The organism is Verrucomicrobiia bacterium, assembly GCA_019634625.1.
In the GTDB taxonomy this organism is placed as follows: Bacteria; Verrucomicrobiota; Verrucomicrobiia; order Limisphaerales; family CAIMTB01; genus CAIMTB01.
In genome coordinates this window covers 1-19912 of the sequence record JAHCBA010000008.1, presented here as the reverse complement: position 1 = coordinate 19912, position 19912 = coordinate 1, and the positions used below count along the sequence as shown (strand labels likewise).

Annotated in this window: 17 protein-coding genes; 7 read left to right on the top strand and 10 right to left on the bottom strand. The window is 66.9% G+C overall.

Annotation, left to right across the window (positions count from 1 at the left end; all coding sequences use genetic code 11):
• The first annotated feature begins 322 nt into the window (after nucleotides 1-322).
• Nucleotides 323-1966 carry a T9SS C-terminal target domain-containing protein gene (locus tag KF833_06615; GenBank protein ID MBX3744966.1) on the top strand — a complete coding sequence of 548 codons (1644 nt, stop codon included), beginning with the start codon at nucleotides 323-325 and terminating at the stop codon, nucleotides 1964-1966.
• A gap of 326 nt (nucleotides 1967-2292) precedes the next feature.
• On the top strand, nucleotides 2293-2526 hold the full coding sequence (locus KF833_06610; GenBank protein MBX3744965.1) for a hypothetical protein: 234 nt from the start codon (nucleotides 2293-2295) through the stop codon (nucleotides 2524-2526).
• A gap of 32 nt (nucleotides 2527-2558) precedes the next feature.
• Here the strand turns inward: KF833_06610 and KF833_06605 are convergent, their stop codons facing one another.
• Nucleotides 2559-3125 (bottom strand): hypothetical protein, encoded by a 567-nt coding sequence (locus KF833_06605; protein MBX3744964.1) that lies wholly within the window; start codon nucleotides 3123-3125, stop codon nucleotides 2559-2561.
• Between the two features lie 856 nt (nucleotides 3126-3981).
• Here KF833_06605 and KF833_06600 point away from each other — a divergent pair.
• From KF833_06600 to KF833_06585, 4 genes are all read left to right on the top strand, one after another.
• Nucleotides 3982-5439, top strand: a complete 1458-nt coding sequence (locus KF833_06600; GenBank protein MBX3744963.1) for a PLDc N-terminal domain-containing protein — start codon at nucleotides 3982-3984, stop codon at nucleotides 5437-5439.
• An 81-nt stretch (nucleotides 5440-5520) separates the two neighbouring features.
• Nucleotides 5521-6291 carry an enoyl-ACP reductase gene (locus tag KF833_06595; GenBank protein ID MBX3744962.1) on the top strand — a complete coding sequence of 257 codons (771 nt, stop codon included), beginning with the start codon at nucleotides 5521-5523 and terminating at the stop codon, nucleotides 6289-6291.
• A 33-nt stretch (nucleotides 6292-6324) separates the two neighbouring features.
• Nucleotides 6325-7434 (top strand): aminoglycoside phosphotransferase family protein, encoded by a 1110-nt coding sequence (locus tag KF833_06590; protein MBX3744961.1) that lies wholly within the window; start codon nucleotides 6325-6327, stop codon nucleotides 7432-7434.
• A gap of 8 nt (nucleotides 7435-7442) precedes the next feature.
• A complete protein-coding gene (locus KF833_06585) occupies nucleotides 7443-7892 on the top strand; it encodes a DUF309 domain-containing protein (GenBank protein ID MBX3744960.1) in 450 nt (149 codons plus the stop codon).
• A 23-nt stretch (nucleotides 7893-7915) separates the two neighbouring features.
• Here the strand turns inward: KF833_06585 and KF833_06580 are convergent, their stop codons facing one another.
• The 9 genes from KF833_06580 to KF833_06540 form a co-directional block, all read right to left on the bottom strand.
• Entirely contained in the window at nucleotides 7916-8599 is a 684-nt protein-coding gene (locus tag KF833_06580; protein MBX3744959.1) for a lysophospholipid acyltransferase family protein, read from the bottom strand.
• 2 nt (nucleotides 8600-8601) lie between these two features.
• Nucleotides 8602-9210, bottom strand: a complete 609-nt coding sequence (ruvA, locus tag KF833_06575) for a Holliday junction branch migration protein RuvA (protein ID MBX3744958.1) — start codon at nucleotides 9208-9210, stop codon at nucleotides 8602-8604.
• 16 nt (nucleotides 9211-9226) lie between these two features.
• Entirely contained in the window at nucleotides 9227-9454 is a 228-nt protein-coding gene (locus tag KF833_06570; GenBank protein MBX3744957.1) for a hypothetical protein, read from the bottom strand.
• 5 nt (nucleotides 9455-9459) lie between these two features.
• Nucleotides 9460-10053, bottom strand: coding sequence for a crossover junction endodeoxyribonuclease RuvC (gene ruvC / locus KF833_06565; protein MBX3744956.1), 594 nt, complete (start codon nucleotides 10051-10053; stop codon nucleotides 9460-9462).
• 614 nt (nucleotides 10054-10667) lie between these two features.
• Entirely contained in the window at nucleotides 10668-11180 is a 513-nt protein-coding gene (locus KF833_06560) for a hypothetical protein (GenBank protein ID MBX3744955.1), read from the bottom strand.
• Nucleotides 11177-11707 (bottom strand): signal peptidase I, encoded by a 531-nt coding sequence (gene lepB, locus KF833_06555; protein MBX3744954.1) that lies wholly within the window; start codon nucleotides 11705-11707, stop codon nucleotides 11177-11179. Before lepB ends, KF833_06560 begins: the two co-directional genes overlap by 4 nt.
• A 280-nt stretch (nucleotides 11708-11987) precedes the next feature.
• Complete coding sequence (locus tag KF833_06550; protein ID MBX3744953.1) at nucleotides 11988-12770, bottom strand: 3-ketoacyl-ACP reductase; 783 nt, start codon at nucleotides 12768-12770, stop codon at nucleotides 11988-11990.
• A gap of 29 nt (nucleotides 12771-12799) precedes the next feature.
• Nucleotides 12800-14269, bottom strand: coding sequence for a DUF1501 domain-containing protein (locus KF833_06545; protein MBX3744952.1), 1470 nt, complete (start codon nucleotides 14267-14269; stop codon nucleotides 12800-12802).
• A 4-nt stretch (nucleotides 14270-14273) separates the two neighbouring features.
• The gene (locus KF833_06540; protein MBX3744951.1) at nucleotides 14274-17744 is read right to left on the bottom strand and encodes a DUF1553 domain-containing protein; all 3471 of its coding nucleotides are present in this window, start codon (nucleotides 17742-17744) and stop codon (nucleotides 14274-14276) included.
• Between the two features lie 187 nt (nucleotides 17745-17931).
• Between KF833_06540 and KF833_06535 the strand changes: the two genes are divergently transcribed.
• Nucleotides 17932-19404, top strand: a complete 1473-nt coding sequence (locus KF833_06535; protein MBX3744950.1) for a peptide MFS transporter — start codon at nucleotides 17932-17934, stop codon at nucleotides 19402-19404.
• Nucleotides 19405-19912 lie beyond the last annotated feature (508 nt).

The window sequence follows — 19912 nt, the reverse complement described above, 5'->3', positions numbered from 1 at the left end:
AACTCCCGTTGACGATGACCGACGTGTCCGGTTGCCGGACGTCGAGCCGCGGAGCAAGTTCGCTTACGAAAAGGATGCCCAGGGCCGCATCACCCTCACCAGGCTCGAACCGGTGCAAGACCGCGCCGCGAAGGTTCGTTTCGTGAGGCGCAACGGGCGCCAGTGGGTGTCACCGAACGATCGATTTCGCTTCCAGCCATCAAGGTGCTCGCGCCGTTCAGTTGACCCAATCGTCACCTTGGCGACATGGCGGGTTGACATGGTTCCGGGAGAGTTGGGCCGCTTCGCCGAACTGGCGGGGTACTCGTTCCCAAGAAACACCATGAGAAAACGACTCTCTTTTCGCCTTGGCCTGACGTTGATGGCGGGCGGCCTGACCCTGGGGTTGTCTGCGCCGGCGGCAACCATCGAAGTGACGACGCCGCTGCCGCGGGGCGAAGTGCGGTGGACGCGGGACAACGTGTATGTGCTCAACGGGCTGGTGCATGCGCTGAGCGGGACCGAGCTGCACATCGAGGCGGGAACGGTGATCAAGGGGCGGGATCTGGGGACCGACGCGATGCAGCGGGGCGGTCTGGTGATCACGCGTGGGGCGAAGATCTTCGCGGAAGGGACGCCGACGCAGCCGATCATCATGACGGCGGAGGCGGATGAGTTGAACGGGAACCTGGACATCTACGACCGGGGACTGTGGGGCGGGCTGGTGGTGCTGGGGCGGACGGTGTTGAACGGGGCGGCGGACACGACGGGGAACGTGGCGGTGCCGGTGTACGATGTGTACGAGGGATTGCCGGATGTGCAGATCGAAGGGGAGTTCGTCCACCGTTTCGGGGGCACGGACGACGAGGACAACTCGGGGGTGATCCGGTACGTGTCGATCCGGCACGGGGGAGCGCGGATCGAGCAGAACAAGGAGATCAACGGGCTGACGATGGGGGCGGTGGGGCGTGGGACGACCATCGAGTTCGTGGAGGCGTATGCGATCGCGGACGACGGGTTCGAGTGGTTCGGAGGCACGGTGAACACGCGGTACCTGGTGAGCGCATTCAACGACGACGACTCGTTCGATGCGGACCAGGGGTACAGTGGGAAGAACCAGTTCTGGTTCTTCATCCAGTCGCCGGACGCGCAGAACTACGGGTTCGAGTTGAACGGGGAGGTGAGCGGGACGACGGGGGACACGCCGCGGCGGCCGTACTCGACATTCCAGGCGTACAACGTGACGGGGATCGGGGCGGGGGCGGAGAACCCGGCGGTGGGAGAGGACAACGATGTGTTCCGGATCCGGGAGTTTTCGACGCCCGGGATCTACAACGGGATCTTCACGGACTTCTCGCGGCGCGGGGTTCGGATTGACGAGAAGTCGGGCCAGTTCCTGACGGACGGGACGTTGCAGTTGACGCACAACCTGTGGTGGGGATTTCCGGGAGGGAACACGGTGGAGAACCTGGCGGTGGATGAGCGGGCGCGGGTGCTGTTCACGGAGAGCGGGCGGATGAACAGGATCGAGGATCCGCGGTTGCGAGGGATCAGCCGTGAGGCGGACGGGGGCCTGGATCCGCGGCCGGCAACGGGAAGCCCGGCTCTGGATCCGGCGAATGTGAAGGCCGTGCCTGACGACGGGTTCTACACGCCGGTGAACTACGTCGGGGCCTTCGGCGCCGGCAACTGGGCGGCGGATTGGACCGCACTGAGCCAGTACGGAATTCTCACCGCGTCGGGAGGGTACAATCCCGTGCCGCGTCCGCCGTCTTCGGGAGGGGGCGAGGCACCGATCCTGACGGCAGTACGTGAAGCCAGCGGATTGAGGCTGACCTGGACCGGAGGCGTGGCGCCTTTCAAGGTGCTGCGACGGGCAGCCGTTGCGGGCGGGGGGTGGGTTGAAGTGGGCACCACGTCGGAACCGACCTTCCAGGTGCCTGTCGAGGGGGCCGAGGGGTACTTCCGGGTCGAGTCCGCGCAATAGTCGGACGGATGGCCGGCGGCGTTGGGAAGGCCGGGCCAAGGTGCATGCAAAGTGGCGTCCGGGGAGCAGCCCGACAGGGGTTGACCTTCCCGGGCGCCACTGAGGTCTTGCAGACGGCGCCCGAGGCCGGGTAAGGGAACAGCGGTCCCTGCGTCGTGCCCCACTCACCACGCCACCCTGTGAGCGAGCCACTGGACACTTCCAACACGCGTTTCCGAGAGGCCTACTGCCGGCGATTTGGTTGTTCGCCGGAACGGTACGCGGTGTCCGTTTTGCGTCGCAGTTTCCCTGTTTGGGTGCGATTGCAGGGGAGCATCGCGCTGGCCATGAACCCGAAGTGGTTTCGGCGGGAACTGGCGTTGATCGAGCGGTTGGGGGAGGTGACCAGCGAGTCGCAGCTTCGCCAGGAACTCGAGGGGTACGCCTACGAAAATGCCCGGGACAAGAGTTTCCGGACGGAGACGCTGGGTCTGCGGTTGTCCCGGCGGCGGTTTGTGGAACTGGTCCGGAAGGTCCGGCCGAGACTGGAAGGGTCGAGGCCGATCGAGGTCGGGGGGTAGATGGGCCTTCGCGGGCGGAGGCTGAAGGGACGTCAGTAGTCCAGAGCCATCGAATCGAGTATGACCGCCCGGTCGAGGCGATCCTGGGCCTCGAGATAGAAGGGTTCGAGGAGGGTGAATCGCATCCGGTTTTCCAGGAGGTGGTTGGACAGGGCGGCCGAAGCGGCACCCCAGGAAGTGGGCTGGCAGTGTCGCCAGAGGTTGAGCAGAGAACGTGTCAGGCAGTCGGCAAGGGCCCGGCGATGGTCCCGACGGAAGCGCCGGATTTGTTCGGGGCGGACGTTCAGGCGTCCGCGCCATGGGTGGAGGAGTTCATCCGACTCGAGGCACCGAACCACGTCCATCGAGTGGTAGATGCCTTGGAGATAGCAGTAGGCGACGACGACCATCAGGTCCTGGCGGGTAGTGGGCGACGGGTGATCCCGGACGAGGTTCAGCCATGAGTCGCCGCCCGCGTGTGCCGTCGCATCCTCGACAGCGCGAAGGAGACCGCGGGTTCCGGCCCACTCTGTGAGGTTGGAGGGGAAGGTGCCGGGAAGAGGTCCCGCCGCAGGGTCCACACCGCGGGGCGCGGCGGCATCTGTGCGTTGGGCAATCATGCACCTCCAGTGTCGTCGGAGAACCGTCCGCGTGGGTGTCGAAACGGTTACAAACGGGTCAAACGTGCGCTGGATGGAGGAATAAGGACAGGAAGCCCGAGGGTAGGCAAGCCTCGGCTCCCGCCGGGCGTTCCAGCCGGGTGTTTCCCAGGGTTGTGGGTGAAGGGGGAGCGGATGGAAGGGACGAGCTCCGCGAGTCAACAACCCAAAGCGCCCCGCCTTTGCGGCCTCGGGGAACCCGGCCCGCCGATGCCACGCTTGGCGAAGTTCGCCCCTCTCCACAACCCTGGGATCCACGACGTTCCAGCGTACGGTTGGTTGAGTCGGCTGATCTCTGGCAGAAGGCGTCGGAGACGGAGGGAGTAGCCGACTTGAGTTGACCCGCGAGTTCGCCTGCCCGGCGAGATCAAACAAATGGACAGGCGCACTGAAGTTGACCGTGACCGTAGCGTCGAGAAGGTCAGCAAAATAGTCAGCAGTCTGGTTGCAGTTGACACAAATAGATAGTCGGTCAGGCGCATTGAAGTTGACAGCCGTTTAATAAGTCAGGCGTTTTAATTTTGGCGGTTGCCCCTGGGTTGCCCCAATGCCTCAGAGCGAGCCCAACTGGCTGCGGCCGAAGAGCTTGTCGGCGGTCAAGGGGGGCGGGTGGCCGCGGAGGCAAGAGGCGAAAGGTGAAATCGTTGACCAGGCCGACCCGAACGGGGTCGGGGTTAATGTCAGCAGCAATGGAAGGGCATCCCGGGGCGCTTGGATCTCATCCCGACAGTGGTGGTGAGGTTGTGGGGAACGGATTTGGGAGGCGCCGGACGCATTTCGGTGCGCGCAGCGGAGGAATCCGGTTAGGGTCCGGGTCATGGCGTGGTGGGCGGAAGCGGCACTGGCGTGGGAGTACGGGGTGCTGGCTGTCGGGTTGATCCTGGCCATTTGGGCGTCGGGTCATGCACTGGCCTACAAGCGGGATCCGAGGGCGGCGACGCTGTGGATCGGTTTGGTATGGCTGCTACCGGTGGTGGGGGCGCTCCTGTATTCCATCCTGGGGGTCAATCGGATCCGGCGGTGGGCGGTGTCGCTGCGGGCGGACATGCAACGGGTGGCGGCGGAGGAACCGACGGCGCGATGCCGGGCGGAGCAGTTGACGGAACTTCTGGGGGACGGGCGGGAACACCTCGAGGATCTGGCCCGAACGGTGGACCGGGTGGCCAGCCGACCGCTGGTGCGGGGCAACCGGGTGGAACCGCTGATTGACGGTGACGAGGCCTTTCCGTTCCTGCTTGAGGCCATCCGGGGTGCGCAGCGATCGATTGCCGTCTGCACTTATATCTTCGATGCGGACGCGGTGGGACTCGAGTTGGCACGGGAATTGGGGGAGGCGGTTCGCCGGGGAGTGGAGGTACGGGTGTTGATCGACGCGACGGGAGTGCGGTACTCGTGGCCGCCCATCCTGGGCACCTTGCGGCGGGAGGGGGTGCGCCATGCGAGGTTTCTGAGGCTGTTTCCGATCCGGCGGGTGTTGTCGATGAACCTGCGGAATCACCGGAAGATCGTGGTGGTGGATGGGAGAGTGGGGTTTACCGGGGGGATGAACCTGCGGATGGGTCACTGGCTCGGGCGGCGACCGCGCCGGCCGGTGCGGGACGTTCATTTTCGGCTGGAAGGGCCCGTGGTGGCGCACCTGCAGGAGGCGTTTGCGGAGGACTGGCAGTTCACCACCGGGGAGGCGTTGCGCGGCGAGACCTGGTTTCCCGCGTTGCCGGAAAGGGGGCCGGTGGCGGCGCGGGGGATTGCGGACGGCCCGGACGAGGATCTGGACCAGATGCGTTGGGTTCTGCTGGCGGCGTTGAGTGCGGCGAAGGAGTCGGTGCGTATCGTGACGCCCTATTTCCTGCCCGAGGCGGCGCTCATTGCGGCCTTGAATGTGGCGGCGATGAGAGGGGTTCGGGTGGACATTGTGCTGCCGTCGCGGAGCAACCTGCCGGTGGTGCATGGGGCGTCGCGGGCGCACTGGTGGCAGGTTCTGGAGCATGGGTGCCGGATCTGGCTGAGTCCGCCGCCCTTCGATCACACCAAGCTGATGGTGGTGGACGGGGCATGGGCGATGTTCGGGTCGGCGAACTGGGATCCGCGGAGCCTGCGGTTGAATTTCGAGTTCAATGTTGAGAGTTACGACACGGCACTGGCGGGGCGATTGGAGGCGGTGGTGGAGGAGAAGCGGGCGCGGGCGCGGGAGGTGACCCTGGCGGAGGTGGACGGTCGATCGATGGGGGTGCGGTTGTGGGACGGGGTCGCGCGGCTGTTCACGCCGTTTTTGTGACGGCTCGGGGAGGGCGATCGTGGCGCTTGCGGGGCCGGGTGGGGGTCGGCGAAGGTGGCCGGACAACGTACCGACACGAACATGGCACAGTTGAGAGGCAAGATCGGGCTGGTATTCGGCGTGGCGAACAAGCGGTCGATCGCGTGGGCGATCGCGCAGGCATGGCACCGGGAGGGGGCGACGCTGGCCTTCACCTACCAGGGGGAGCGGTTGCGCGAGAACGTGGAGGAGCTGGCCGGGACGTTCGGGGCGGACACGATGATCCTGCCGTGCGATGTGACGCAGGATGAGCAGATAGAGGCGGTGTTCGGCGCGGTGAAGGAACGTTGGGGGCGGCTGGATCTGCTGTTGCACAGCGTGGCCTTCGCGCCGAGGGAGGCGCTGGAGGGGCGGTTTGTGGACACCCGCCGGGAGGCATTCCGGATGGCGCACGACATCAGCGCCTATTCGCTGGTGGCGCTGGCGCGGGCGGCGGCGCCGCTGATGGGGCAGGGGGGAAGCATTGTGGCGATGAGCTATTACGGGGCGGAGAAGGTCGTGCCGCATTACAACGTGATGGGGGTGGCCAAGGCGGCGCTGGAAGCCAGCACCCGGTATCTCGCGTACGATCTTGGTCCGGCGAGGGTGCGGGTGAACTGCATCAGCGCGGGCCCGGTGAACACCCTGGCGGCGCGGGGCATCGCGGGATTCACCGACATGGTGAAGCACTACGAGGCGCATGCGCCGCTGCGGCGGAACGTGCTGCCGGACGAGCTGGGGGCGACCGGGGTGTTCCTGGCCAGCGACGGCGCGGCGGCGATCACCGGGCAGGTGATCTACGTGGACTGCGGGTACCAGATCATGGGGATGTAAGGGCGCCGCGGGGTTCAACCCATTGAACGAGACATGACGCCGGAAGAGCACGCGCGGCTGAGCGCGGTGGGAAGGCAGTTCCAGATCCCCGGGGATTACCACGAGGGATACCGGATCAAGATCGGGCACATCAATGAGACCTTCGCGGCCACGTACAGGCACTTCGGGACGCCGTTCCGGGTGGTTCACCAGACGGTGAACACGCATGTGTTCCGGGACCCGTCGGGGCTGATGCGGAACGTGGTGCGGGTGACGGAGCATGTGCGGCGGCGGCTGGCGGACCGGGGTCTGGACCAGATTCCGCGTCGGGTGCTGCAGGCGGTGCCGGCGCGGGACGGGGGATTTCACCACATCGACGGCGACGGGGTGTTCTGGAGGACGTTCATCCTGGTGGAGGGGGTGCGGAGCCACGACGCCGTGGAGGAGCCGAGGCAGGCGTACCAGGCGGGGCTGGCGTTCGGGCGGTTCCAGAGTCTGCTGGCGGATCTGCCGGCGGACCAGTTGGTCACGACGATCCCGGATTTCCACCACACGCCGAAGCGGTATGAGCGGCTGCTGGCGGCGGTGGAGCGGGACGAGTTCAACCGGGCGCACACGGCGAGGGCGGAGATCGAGTTTGCGCGGTCGCTGGAGGCCATGGTGCCGGCCTTGGTGGAGGCCGAGGCGCAGGGCAGGGTGCCGGTGCGGGTGACGCACAACGACACCAAGTTCAACAACGTGCTGCTGGACGAGGCAACCGGGGAGGCGATGTGCGTGGTGGATCTGGACACGGTGATGCCGGGGTTGGTGCTGTACGATTTCGGGGACATGGTGCGCACGACCACAAGCCGGACGGCGGAGGACGAGATGTACCTGGACCGGGTCGAGCTCGAGATGCCGATGTTTGAAGCGCTGCTGCGCGGCTATCTGGAGGCGGCGGGGGAATTCCTGACAGCCGGGGAGCGACGGTTGCTGGTGCTTTCCGGCAGGCTGATCACCTTCACCATCGGGATCCGGTTCCTGACGGATTATCTCGAGGGGGATGCGTATTTCCGGATTCACCGGGAGCAGCACAACCTCGACCGTTGCCGGAAGCAGTTCCGGCTGATCCGCTCGATGATCGAGCGGGAGGACGTCATGGAGCGACTGGTGGAACGGATGTAGGGGGTGTCGTGTCGAAGGCGGACCGGATCGGGCATTTAAGGGTGGAGGGGGCGGACGGGTTGGACCCGCATTACGCGGGGTGGTTCGCCTGCTTCAACCGGGGCGAGTACTACGAGGCGCACGACGTGCTGGAGGCGTTGTGGCTGCGGGAACGGGGCGGGGCGGACGATGGGTTTTACAAGGGGTTGATCCAGCTCGCCGGGGCGTTTGTGCACTTGCAGAAGGGCCGGTTGCGGCCGGCCGAGGCGTTGTTCCGGCTCGCCGACGGGAACCTGGCGCGGTATGGGGCACGGCATCGGCGGCTGGACATCCATGCCGTGCGGGGATGGATCGCCTTATGGCGGGAGGCCCTGGCCGCGGAGGGATTCGAGCGCAATCCGCTGGGGACGCTGGCGGCACCTTCCGTGCAGCCCTTGGCCGCGACGGAAGAATCCGCATCCGGGGGGACAACGGGCTGACGATTGCCCGAAGGGGAAGGGGCTCAATCGCGGGTGATCTCGATCAGGCGGCGGCGGAGTTCCTTCTGCCAGTGATCGAGGGGCAGATCATCATCGGGAGGAACGAAGAGGGGTGCTCCGATGTGGAGGTCGTGGATTCCGAAGGGCAGGGGCAGTTGGAACCGATCCCAGCTTCGAAGGGACCATTTCCATCGGGTATTGGCGACCGTGGGAACCAGGGGAAGGCCGGTGACGCGGGCGATGGCCACAGCCCCAGGCTGGACCTGGTACAGAGGGCCCCGCGGACCATCCGGGGTGATGGCGAGATCGAATCCCTGCCGGGCGGAGGAGGCCAGTTCGATGAGAGCCTGGGGGCCGCGGCGGCTTGTGGAACCACGGACAGGTTGCACGCCGAACGCGTCGAGCAGTGCGGAAAGCAGGGCCCCATCGCGTGACGCGGAGACCAGGGCGGCGAGGCGACGTCCCGGAATCCGGACATCGACCAGTTGTCGATAGAGGAGGAGGGAGAGGGTGACCCGATTGTGCCAGGTGGCGAAGATCACCGGGCGTGTCCGAAGGAGCGGCAGGGTGTTGTGCGGATCGTGGTGGCGGAAGCGCAGGGTGGCGCCATTGACCAGGAGCAGGCGCCGCACGGCCCGGGCGAGCAGACGCTGGGCGGGACTGGGGGCGTAGGGGACAAACGGCTTGGAGACGATGGAGGAAGGCACCTTCAGGCCGCTCCTTTCTTGAGGCTCCGGCGGACGACCTCCTCGAGGTTTGCCTGGGGGCCAAGGAGCGCCTGGGTTGCCCGGACGGTTTCGATCGCTTCCGCCTGCTTGAATCCGAGGGCCACCAAGGCCAGGACCGCGTCGTGGGCGAGACGGTCGGGCGCGGTTTCGGGATGGATGACAGCCTCGGCGCCAGGGATGGCGACCTGGCCGACCTTGTCCTTGAGTTCGAGGACGATTCGTTCCGCAGTCTTCTTTCCGACGCCGGAGATCTGGGACAAGGCCCGGACATCGCGCTGGGCCACGGCGGCACGGAAGTGGGTTGGGGCCATGCCGCTGAGGATGTTGAGCGCGAGCCGCGGGCCGATGCCGGAGACGGTTCCGATCAGCAGGCGGAAGAGTTCGCGCTCGGGTGCGGTGGCGAAGCCATAGAGGGTATGGGCATCCTCCCGCACCATGAGGTGGGTTAGAAGGCGGACCTCATGACCTGGTGGCGGGAGAGCATCGAACGAGGAGACCGGTATGAGGACTTCATAACCGACCCCTCCGACCTCGACGGAGACCTGAGTGGGCAGGGCATGGTGAAGCGTGCCGCGAAGGAAATCGATCATGCCGGGAAGAATGGGATCAATCGTCGTCGCCGGACCGCGACCGCGGAAGGGGACGCCTTCCGTCGGGCGAGTCCGCTTCGTCCTCGTCGTCGGGATCCGTCCGGCGCCGATGCCGCGACGGCCGGTCCTGGCGAAGCCGGCGCAGATGCCGCACCACGCCGAAGGCGGTGACGACCAGCAGCAGGACCAGGAGGAGGACCAGGACGAGAAGGAGAAACCAGGCGATGGCCGTTCGCGGGTCCATGTGCATCAGAGGCGGGACCGGCTGAGGGACCGGGTGAAGCGGGAGAGTTCGCGGGAATGCGCGAGGGCGACGGCAAGGGCATCGGCCGCGTCGGGGTCGGGGATGTCCGGGAGATGGAGGAGGCGCTGGACCATCCGGGCGACGGCGGTTTTCTGAGCGCCGCCGAATCCGACGATGGCTAGTTTGACCTTGCGGGGAGCGAGTTCGTGGATGTCCAGGCCGGCCTCGGCGGCCGCCAGCAGGCAAGCGCCCCTGGCTTCCCCCATGAGGAGGGCTGTCTGCAGGTTCTGGGCGAAGAAAAGGGCCTCGATGGCACAGGTGGTCGGGGCATGGAGGCGTATCGCTTCCCGCAGCCCATCGGCGATGCGGACGAGGCAGCGGGACCTGGCGAGGGAGGCTGGGCAGCGGAGCGTGCCGGAGGCCAGGGCCACTGGAGTGCGACCGTCGATACGGATCACTCCCCAGCCCGTTCCACGAAGGGACGGATCGATGCCAAGGATGACGGTGGGTTTGCCGGGGCAGGGGGCAGGCGGGGGCGGGGAGGCGATGACAGGATTTGGACGCGGGCCGGAGCGGATGCTACGGGCCCTCGCCTGCATGCGGTCAAAATCCTGCGGGCGAATGCCCATCGGCCAAGCGTCGCCGACGGGCAGGGCCAAGTCGAGAGCGGGCTGGAGAATGGAAACGGGCGCATCTCCAAGTTGTGGGTGGGGCGATCGGTGGAGGGAAACGTCGAGGGGATCGTCGGAGTCGGAGTTGAACCGGAACGATGTCCCGGGATGCGGTAAGCTCGATGGCTCCATTCGATACCGATTCCGACAGCGACCCCGACCCCGACCCCGACCCCGATCCGTTGCCCCTTCCGGACAACGCGCAACGCGCAGATGGGCGCCAAGAAATCGGGCCTGAAGGAAACGCGGGACACGAGTTCGGAGGGCTGGGGTCAGGGGCGCTTAAAAGCCGGATGAACGGTCGGGAGCGTGGGAGAAGGGGTTTGTCCGAGCGACAGACGCCAAGGAGGTGGGGGTGGGGAACCCCGCTGAAGAACGTTCCGCCGCCCGGACAAGAGAGTTCTACGCGAGTTGACACGAATGTCAACACTCATCTTAAGTTATTGAATAGCAATTGGATAACAAACGGATGGATCGATGGATCGGTGGGGCAAAGGCCGTAGTGAGATTCTGCTAAGCAAAGGGCGCAGGATGAATGGCTCTCATCGATCCATGGTGCGGAGCGTGGCGAGGTGTTGGATGCGCCAGGAGGCCTCGGCGCGGGCGAGGGTCAGGCGGAATTCCTGGATCCAGTAATCGGCATCCCCTGTGAAGTAGATCTTGGAGGTGAGGTGCGCGGTGGCTTGGTCCGGTGGGTCGGCCAGTTCCACGACGATATCGAGAAACTGGACGGAGAGACCGCGGAACTGGGCCCGGATGGCGGTGGTGGCGTCGCGCAGTTCGGCATGGGAAAGGGGTTGATCCGCGAGGTAGCGGCCAATGGCGATTTGGAAATGGGCGGGATCGGTGAAGTAGTCGGGCAGGCGACCGGGGTATCCGAGGCGTTGGAAGGGGGTGTCGCGTTCGGTGAAGGAAACGTCCGTGGCGAGTTGGAGGAGGTGCTTCTGGATGCGGCGGATTTCGCGGGTACGAGGATCGTTTTGGGCGCGGAGGTACAGGGCGGTTCCAACGCCAACGAGGGCGGCGACGAGAAAGGTGAGGAGACGGCGGTTCACCAGACGACCTTTCCGACGATGCGCCGGGCCTCGATGGCTCCGAAGTCGTGCTGCCAGATGTCCATGAAGCGGTTGTCGCCGATGACGTAGTATTCGTCGGGGCCGAGGGGACGAGGCGGGCGCATCCAGTCGCGGCGGCGGCGAACGACGTAGGGTTCGTCGAGGGGTTGGCCATCGATGAGGACAACGCCCCGGTGGATGGCAACCGTCTCGCCGGGGAGGCCGACGATGCGCTTCACGTACATGATGGTGACGCCACTGGTTCGGACACCGACGATGTCGCCCCGGTCGGGGGTGCGGGAGGGGGAGTAGGCGAGCCGGTTGATGATGTGGATGGTGCCCTCGCGGAGGGTGGGGGCCATGCTGGTGCTTTCGATCCGGCGGATGAGGATGACGTACTTGAGCAGGACGAAGGTGACGAGGAGAAGGAGGGCGATCCGGACGAAGGTCCAGACGGGCCGCCGGCCCAAAGCGAATGTCCGGAGCCCGCCCAACCAGGACCACGACTGTGCGACGGCGTCGGCCATGCGGAGAACAGCAACTGCGAGAGGTGCGAAATTGACGGAAATCGGCGCCTGGGCAAGTGCGTTGAAGGGGCGGTTGAACCGGGACCGTGCAATCCGGTGTCGTGGGAACAGGTGCGAACTTCACGAAGCGTGGCCCCGGAGGGCCGAGTTCCACGAGGCTGCAATGGTGTGGAGCATTGGGTTGAGGACTCGCGGAGCTCGTCCCTCCGATTCGCTGCCGCTTTGCCCACAACTCCGGGATGCGCCGTGAACCGGGCGGCGAGTCCCGTTGGGGTGTGGGTCAGAGGCTGCGCAGGTGAAAGCCGCCGTCCACATTGAAGACCTCACCGGTGCTGAAGGGGAAGTGGCTGGATGCGATGGAGGCAACGGCCTTGCCGACGTCTTCCGGGGTGCCCCAGCGGCGGATGGGGGTGAGGCCGTCAGCGATGAGGCGGTCGTATTTCTCCCGGACCGGGCCGGTCATGTCGGTGGCAATGATCCCCGGGCGAACCTCAAAGACCCCGATGCCGTGTGGGGCCAGGCGGACGGCATAGAGTTTGTTGAGCATGGCGATGCCGGCCTTCGAGACGCAGTAGTCGCCGCGATTGACCGAGGCGGTGTAGGCGCTGATGGAGGACACGAAGACGATCCTGGCAGGGCGGGCGGGCGGCGCTTCGATCATCCAACGGGCGATCTGCTGGGTGAGGAAGAAGGGGCCTTTGAGATTGATGCGCACGAGGCGGTCGAAGCTTTCCTCACCGGCTTCCAGAAGATCCGCGCGCACCGATGGAGCGACGCCGGCGTTGTTGACAAGCAGGTCGCAGGAGTGGGTGAAGTCCCGGGCGGCGCGCACGAGGCGGTCGCGGTCGGATGCGTCACCGATGTCCGCCTGCTGGGTGGTGACCCGGAGGGTGTGGCCGGCATCGCGGGCCGCTGCAGTGCAGTCCTCGGCGGTTCGGCGGGCGGCGGATTCGTCACGCGCATAGTTCAGCACGAGGTTCCAGCCTTGGGCCGCGAGGCTGAGGGCAATGCCGCGGCCGATGCCTCGGGACGCGCCGGTGATCAGGGCGGTGGGTTGGGTCATGTCGGGACCAACAGTTCATGGATGGCCGGTCAGGCGAGGATGTCGTGGACGACGTCGCCATGGACGTCGGTGAGGCGGTAGTCGCGTCCCTGGAAGCGGAAGGTGAGGCGGCGGTGATCGAAGCCGAGGAGGTGGAGGAGGGTGGCCTGGAGGTCGTGGATGTGGACCTTGTTGGTGACGACGGAGAAGCCGAGTTCGTCGGTTTCGCCGTACATGAAGCCGGGCTTCACGCCGCCACCGGCGAGGAAGAGGGAGAAGCAGTCGGGGTAATGGTCGCGACCGAGGTTGGGGCTGGCGGCGGTGCGGCCTTCGCGGAAGGGGGTGCGACCGAATTCGCCGCCCCAGACGACGAGGGTGTCGTCGAGGAGTCCGCGCTGGCGGAGGTCTTCGATGAGGGCGGCGACGGGGCGGTCGGTGAGGCGCATTTTCTCGGTGAGCCCGTTGCGGATGTCCTCCTGGGGGCCGGTGCCGTGGAAGTCCCAGCCCCAGTCGAAGAGCTGGACGAAGCGGACGCCCTGTTCGACGAGGCGTCGGGCGAGGAGACAATTGTTGGCGAAGCTGGCGGCGCCGGGTTGGGCGCCGTAGGCCTCGAGGGTGGCCTCGGATTCGCGGCCGATGTCCATGACCTCGGGGACGCTGGCCTGCATGCGGAAGGCGAGTTCGTACTGGGCGATGCGGGTGGTGGTTTCGGGGTCGCCCATTTCGGCGAGCTGGAGGGCGTTGAGGCGGTTGAGGGAATCGAGGGTGCGGCGGCGCAGGGCGCGGTCCATGCCGGGGGGATCGGAGACGTAGAGGACGGGATCGCCTTTGGAGCGGCACTGGACGCCCTGGAAGACGGAGGGGAGGAAGCCGCTGCCCCAGCAGTTGGCGCCGCCACTGGGCTGGACGCCGCTGGAGATGAGGACGACGAAGCCGGGGAGGTCGCTGTTTTCGGAGCCGAGGCCGTAGGTGACCCAGGAGCCCATGCTGGGGCGGCCCTGGCGGGGGGAGCCGGTGTAGAGGAGGAGTTCGGCGGGGGTGTGATTGAACTGGTCGGTGTTCATCGACCGGATCACGCAGAGTTCGTTGGCGACGCGGTGGAAATTGGGGATGGCGTCGGACATCCAGATGCCGCCGTCGCCGTATTGGGCGAAGGAGCGGGGGGTGCCCATGAGGTTGGGCGTGCCGCCGGTGAAGGCGAAGCGTTTGCCTTCGGTGAAGGCGTCGGGGCAGGGCTGTCCGTCGCGTTTCACCAGTTCGGGTTTGTAGTCGAAGAGGTCGAGGTGGGGCGGTCCACCGGACATGTGGAGGTAGATGACCCGTTTGGCGCGCGGGGCGAAGTGGGGGGGACGGGGATCGAGGGGACGTTCGAGCGAGGGCGCGGAGGCGCCGAGGTCGGCGCGGGCGGCGGGGCCGCGAAGGAGTTCCTGGAGGGCGATGGCGCCGAGGCTGAACTGGCCGGCGCAGCGGAGGAACTGGCGGCGGGTCTGGTTCTGAAGACGTTCGAGGTGCGGGTGCATGGGGTCAGCGCTTCATCAGGGTTTCGTCGAGATTGAGGAGGACATTGGCGACGGCGGTCCAGGCCGCGAGGTCGCGGAGGTCGATGTCGAAATCGGGGGGTCCGAGCGGGTCGGTGGCGAGGGCGCGGGCGCGGTCGAATTCGTGGGCGAAGCCTTGCCGGACGTCGGCGTGGAGGGCCGAGAGTTCCTCGATTTCGCGGTCGGAGGGGGGGCGGGCGAGGACGAGACGGAAGCCGTGGCGGATGCGGTCGGAGGGGGAGGCGGCGGCGCGGACCATACGGCGGGCGAGTCCCTGGGCGGCCTCGATGAAGACGGGATCGTTGAGGGTGACGAGGGCCTGGAGGGGGGTGTTGGAGCGGTCGCGTCGCAGGGTGCAGACCTCGCGGCTGGGGGCGTCGAAGGTGGCCATCGAGGGGTAGGGACTGGTGCGGCGCCATTCGGTGTAGAGGCCGCGGCGGTAGCGGTCCTCGCCCTGGCTGGGTTGCCAGTCGAGGTTGCCACCGAAGGCGGCGCGCAGGTCGAGGTTGGGCCGGACGGGGCGGACGGAGGGTCCGTAGCGTTTGGAACTCAGGAGGCCGGCGGAGGCGAGGGCATGGTCGCGGATGGCTTCGGCGGCGAGGCGGAAGCGGGGTCCGCGGGAGAGGAGGACATTGTCGGGATCCTTCTCGAGGTTTTCGGGGGTGACCCGTGAGGACTGGCGGTAGGTGGCGCTGGTGACGAGACGGCGAAGGAGTTGTTTCAGGTCCCAGCCGTCGGCCATGACCTGGCAGGCGAGCCAGTCGAGGAGTTCGGGATGGGTGGGCGGCTCGCCCTGGGAACCGAACTCCTCGCTCGAGCGGACGATGCCGTGGCCGAAGATCTGTTCCCAGTAGCGGTTGGCGAGGACGCGCGCGGTGAGGGGGTTGTCCTCGCTGACCAGCCAGCGGGCGAGGGTGAGGCGGTTGCGCGGGGCGTCTTCGGGGAGGGGATGCCAGGCGGCGGGGACGCCTTCGGAGACCTCTTCGTCGAGGAGCATGAAATCGCCCCGGAGCTGGACGTGGGTGCGGCGGCGTTTGTCGCCCTCGAGTTCGCGCATGACGGGGACCGTGTGCGGTTTGATGCCTTCTCGCTGACGTTCGAGTTCGGCCCAGCGGTCGCGTTCCGTCTGCCAGCCCGGGGAGACATGGCGGAGGAAGTAATCGACGAGGGTATCGTGCTGGGCGTCGTTCCGGCGGTCTTCCGGGATGCGAAGGGCGGCGAGGATGGGGACGGGGGTGGTGGCGACCTCCGCCACGCGGGCGTCGGTGGTGAAGCCCAGGCGGAAACGGCCGAGGGCGTGGTTCGGCGGATCGGCCTTGTGTTCGAGGGTCAGGATGAGGGTGGCGCCGGGCGGGATCTCGATCGGGGCGGCGGGGACGAGGGTGAGGGCGTGGGCCTGGCCGGTGGCGTCACCGATGCCCCAGCCCTTCTCGCCGGCGGAGGCGCGGCGCGGATTGGGGCGGGCCGGTCGGGGCCGGTCGGCGACGACCAGGGCTTCGTCGAGCCGGGGTGCGTTGTGGTCGGCGGCGGCGGTGGCGAATTCGATGGTGCGGGGGCCGGTGAGATCGAAGGCGGCGCTGGGGGAGGGCACGGGGTTGCCACCCTGGGCCCAGACGGGACGGCGATCGGCATCGAGGGCGACCACGCGGAAGTCCTTGAGGCGGTCGGCGGCCTCGGCCCGGTTCCAGACGACGATGCGTTCGACGGGGTAGGGGGCGCCGAGATCGACTTCCCACCATGGGCGGTTTTCCTCGCGGGTATGGGCCACCGAGCCGTGGTCGAACTGCGGTGTCGTGTCGCCGTCGATGGCGCGATCGGCGGTGGCGTCGCCGTAGGTGCTGCTTTGGGTGGCGGTGCCGCGGGGGGCGAGGTTGTCGCCCTTGCTGAAGACCTCGACCTCGGCGAGTTGGAGGATGGATCGGCCGGGGAGTTCGATGCGGATGAAGCGGGCGGAGGGGCCGGGCTGGTTGGGGACGGGGAGCAGCCGGGCGCGGACCGTGCGGAGGCGGAAGTCGCCGGCGAGTCCGGGGCCGCGCTGGTCGAGCGCCTCGTGGGGAAGGGCTTCGAGGCGAAGGCCGGTGACGAGGGTGGCCGAGTCGAAGGGGAGTTCGACCGTGTAGGCATCTTCCCTGGCGGGTTCGTCCGGCGGTGTGACCAGGACGCTGTCGTCGTCGAGAACCTGCATGGGCGCGGTCGAGGTGGCGCTGGCGGCGGAGGGACGGGCGGAGCGCCAGGGGAGGTCGATGGGGAAGGTGCGGGCCCAGGTGCGGGCGGCGTCGATCCATTCCGGGTCGGGGGAGCGGAACTTGCGATTAAGTTCGGCGAATTCGAGTTCGATGCGTTCGCGCTGGCGCTGCTGGGGTTCGGTGAAGAACTCGTGGACGGGGGCCTCGTCGGGGCGATCGGCGTCGGCGGTGTTGTTGAAGAAGGCGAAGGCCTCGAAGTACTCCTTCTGAGTGATGGGGTCGTACTTGTGGGTGTGGCATTGGGCGCAGGCCATCGAGGTGCCCATCCAGACATCGAAGGTGGTGTTGACGCGGTCCACGACGGCGACATTGCGGAACTCCTCGTCGCTGGTGCCGCCCTCGCTGTTGGTCATGGTGTTGCGATGGAAGGCGGTGGCGACGATCTGGTCCTCGGTCGGGTCGGGGAGGAGATCGCCGGCGAGTTGTTCGAGGGTGAACTGGTCGAAGGGAAGGTTCCGGTTGAAGGCGCGGATCACGTAGTCGCGGTACGCCCAGATCGTGCGTGGAGGATCGTCGGCGTAGCCGGCGGAATCCGCGTAGCGGGCGAGGTCGAGCCACAGGCGGGCCCAGTGTTCGCCGTAGGTGTACCTGGCGAGAAAGGTGTCCACGAGGCGTTCGTAGGCATCGGGGGAGGTGTCGCGGACGAATTCGTCCACGTCGTCGGGGGTGGGCGGGAGGCCGGTGAGATCGAGGGCCAGGCGGCGGGCGAGGGTGGGGCGGTCGGCCTCGGGTTGGGGGGCGAGACCTTCGCGATCGAGGCGGGCGAGGATGAAGCGGTCGATTTCGTTGCGGACCCAGAGCGGGTTGGCGACGTCGGGCAGGGACGGGCGGACGGGCTTTACGTAGGACCAATGCTGGGAGAAGGAGGCGCCCTCCTCGATCCAGCGGCGCACGCGGGCGATTTCTTCGCCGGTGAGGGTCTTGCCGAGTTCCGGCGGCGGCATGAGGTCATGGGGGCGCGTCGTGACGAGGCGGAGGTAGAGTTCGCTCTCGTCGGGCTGGCCCGGGAGCACGGCCGCGTAGCCGCCGAGGTCTTCGCGCTGGCCGGACAGCGTGTCGAGGCGCAGCCCGCCCTTGTTGCCGCCCTTGCGTTCGGCGTCGTCGGGGCCGTGGCAGATGAAGCAGTTCTGGGAGAGGATCGGCCGGATGTCGCGGTTGTAGTCGATCGGGGCGGCGTCTGTGGCGGCGGTCCGGGCCGGTGCGCTGACCATGGCGATGAGGACGGCGCCGAGGGCAACGCGGAGGGCAGCGACGATGTGCCGGGGCGCGGGCGGAGGAATTGAGGCGATGGGCCTGGGAGCGAACATGGGATGGGGACGACGGGGCGGATCATGAAGTCGATGCACGGGCATGACAACCCATCCCGACTCGTTCAAGGTCGCGCGCCACCTAGACCTGATGAGCGCCTCCACCGCCGATTCCGTCCCGCGACATCCGCCGGGTCTCTCGACGCTGTTCTTCACCGAGATGTGGGAACGGCTGAGTTACTACGGGATGCGGGCGTTGCTGGTGCTATTCATGGTGGACCAGGTGCAGCGGGGCGGGCTGGGCTTCACGGACCAGACGGCGACGGCGATTTATGGGCTCTATACGGCGGCCGTGTACCTGGCGGCACTGCCCGGGGGCTGGATTTCGGACCGGTTGCTGGGGGCGCAGCGGGCGGTGTGGTACGGAGGGATCCTGATTGCGGCCGGGCATTTCTCGATGGGGGTGCCGCGGACGGACACGTTTTTTGTCGGGTTGCTGCTGGTGGCGGTGGGAACCGGGCTGTTGAAGCCGAATGTGAGCACGCTGGTCGGCTCGCTGTATCCGGAGGGTGGGGCCAGGCGGGACGCCGGGTTCACGATCTTCTACATGGGGATCAATCTTGGCGCGGCCATCGGGCCATTGATCTGCAGCACGCTGGGTGAGCGGGTGAACTGGCATTACGGGTTCACCGCCGCCGGGGTGGGCATGGTGCTGGGATTGATTCAGTTCCGGCTGACCCGTCATCGGTTGGGCGGGATAGGGGGGCCGCCCGAGATGCCGCAGGCGCAACGGAACCGCGACGCCTGGCTGGTCCTGGCGGGGGCAGTGGCGTTGGTCACCGTGACCACGCTGGCCCTGAGCGGTCGGATCACGCTGGATCCGGTCGGGCTGGCCCGGCGGGCGACGGTGGTGATCGTTGGGATTGCGGTGGCGTTCTTTCTCTGGGCGTTCTTCTTCGCGGGCCTGAGCGCAGTGGAGAAGAAGCGGCTCGGTGTCATCGCCATTCTGTTTGTGGCGTCGGCCATGTTTTGGGCGGGGTTCGAGCAGGCGGGATCTTCGCTGAACCTGTTTGCGGACCGGCACACGCGGCGGTTGCTGGCGGGGTTCGAGATTCCGACCGGATGGTTTCAGTCGTTGAATTCGATCTTCATCATCCTGTTGGCGCCGGTGGCGGCGGCACTGTGGGTGACGCTGGCCTTGAGGGGGCGGGAACCGAGCCTGCCGGCGAAAATGGCGGGGGGCCTGCTGCTTCTGGCGGCCGGTTTCCTGGTGCTGGCCGTCGCCTCGCGTTCGGCGATTGCCCACGGACCTGTGTGGGCCGGGTGGCTGGTCACGACGTATCTGCTGCACACGTTGGGCGAACTGCTTCTCAGCCCGGTGGGCTTGAGTTCCGTTACCAAACTGGCCCCGCCACGGCTGGTCGGACAGATGATGGGGCTGTGGTTTCTGGCGACATCGTTGGGGAACCTGCTGGCCGGACTGTTCGCGGGCGAAGTGAGTGGGGACAACACGGCGGCGATGCCGGTGCGGTTCTTCCAAGTGGTCCTGACGGCGGGCGGGGCGGGGCTGCTGCTGCTGCTGTTCACCAAGCCGATCCGGCGTTTGATGACGGGGGTCCACTGAGGGCCGAATGGATGGGGGTTCCAAGGGAGCATGGGCAAAGGGGCAGGGAATGGGGGTATGGGTCGGAAAAAGCGTGCATGTGTGCAGGAGGTTGGGCGATTTGGAGTGAGGGATTGGAGGGGCGGGTGCCGGGGGAGCCGGGGGGGACGACGAGGCGACGCTGGAAAGGACGGAACGATCGTGCCTATGCACGAAGTTTTGGGTCATTTCGGGGTTGAGGACGGAATGGATCGGACTTTCGAGGGAGCATGGGCGAAGGGGCGGGGAATGGGGGCACGGGTCGGAAAAATCGTGCATGTGTGCAGGAGGTTGGGCGATTTGGAGTGAGGGATTGGAGGGGCGGGTGCCGGGGGAGCCGGGGTGACAAAGGGGCGACGCTGGAAAGGACGGAACGATCGTGCCTATGCACGAAGTTTTGGGTCATTTAGGGGTTGAGGACGGAATGGATCGGGCCTTTGAGGGAGCATGGGCGAAAGGGCGGGGAATGGGGGCATGGGTCGGAAAAATC

Coding starts and splice junctions, on each gene's coding strand:
- KF833_06615 (MBX3744966.1), top strand. CDS start 323: ATGAGAAAACGACTCTCTTTTCGCCTTGGCCTGACGTTGATGGCGGGC.
- KF833_06610 (MBX3744965.1), top strand. CDS start 2,293: ATGAACCCGAAGTGGTTTCGGCGGGAACTGGCGTTGATCGAGCGGTTG.
- KF833_06605 (MBX3744964.1), bottom strand. CDS start 3,125: ATGATTGCCCAACGCACAGATGCCGCCGCGCCCCGCGGTGTGGACCCT.
- KF833_06600 (MBX3744963.1), top strand. CDS start 3,982: ATGGCGTGGTGGGCGGAAGCGGCACTGGCGTGGGAGTACGGGGTGCTG.
- KF833_06595 (MBX3744962.1), top strand. CDS start 5,521: ATGGCACAGTTGAGAGGCAAGATCGGGCTGGTATTCGGCGTGGCGAAC.
- KF833_06590 (MBX3744961.1), top strand. CDS start 6,325: ATGACGCCGGAAGAGCACGCGCGGCTGAGCGCGGTGGGAAGGCAGTTC.
- ruvA (MBX3744958.1), bottom strand. CDS start 9,210: ATGATCGATTTCCTTCGCGGCACGCTTCACCATGCCCTGCCCACTCAG.
- KF833_06570 (MBX3744957.1), bottom strand. CDS start 9,454: ATGGACCCGCGAACGGCCATCGCCTGGTTTCTCCTTCTCGTCCTGGTC.
- ruvC (MBX3744956.1), bottom strand. CDS start 10,053: ATGCAGGCGAGGGCCCGTAGCATCCGCTCCGGCCCGCGTCCAAATCCT.
- lepB (MBX3744954.1), bottom strand. CDS start 11,707: ATGGCCGACGCCGTCGCACAGTCGTGGTCCTGGTTGGGCGGGCTCCGG.
- KF833_06550 (MBX3744953.1), bottom strand. CDS start 12,770: ATGACCCAACCCACCGCCCTGATCACCGGCGCGTCCCGAGGCATCGGC.
- KF833_06545 (MBX3744952.1), bottom strand. CDS start 14,269: ATGCACCCGCACCTCGAACGTCTTCAGAACCAGACCCGCCGCCAGTTC.
- KF833_06540 (MBX3744951.1), bottom strand. CDS start 17,744: ATGGTCAGCGCACCGGCCCGGACCGCCGCCACAGACGCCGCCCCGATC.
- KF833_06535 (MBX3744950.1), top strand. CDS start 17,932: ATGAGCGCCTCCACCGCCGATTCCGTCCCGCGACATCCGCCGGGTCTC.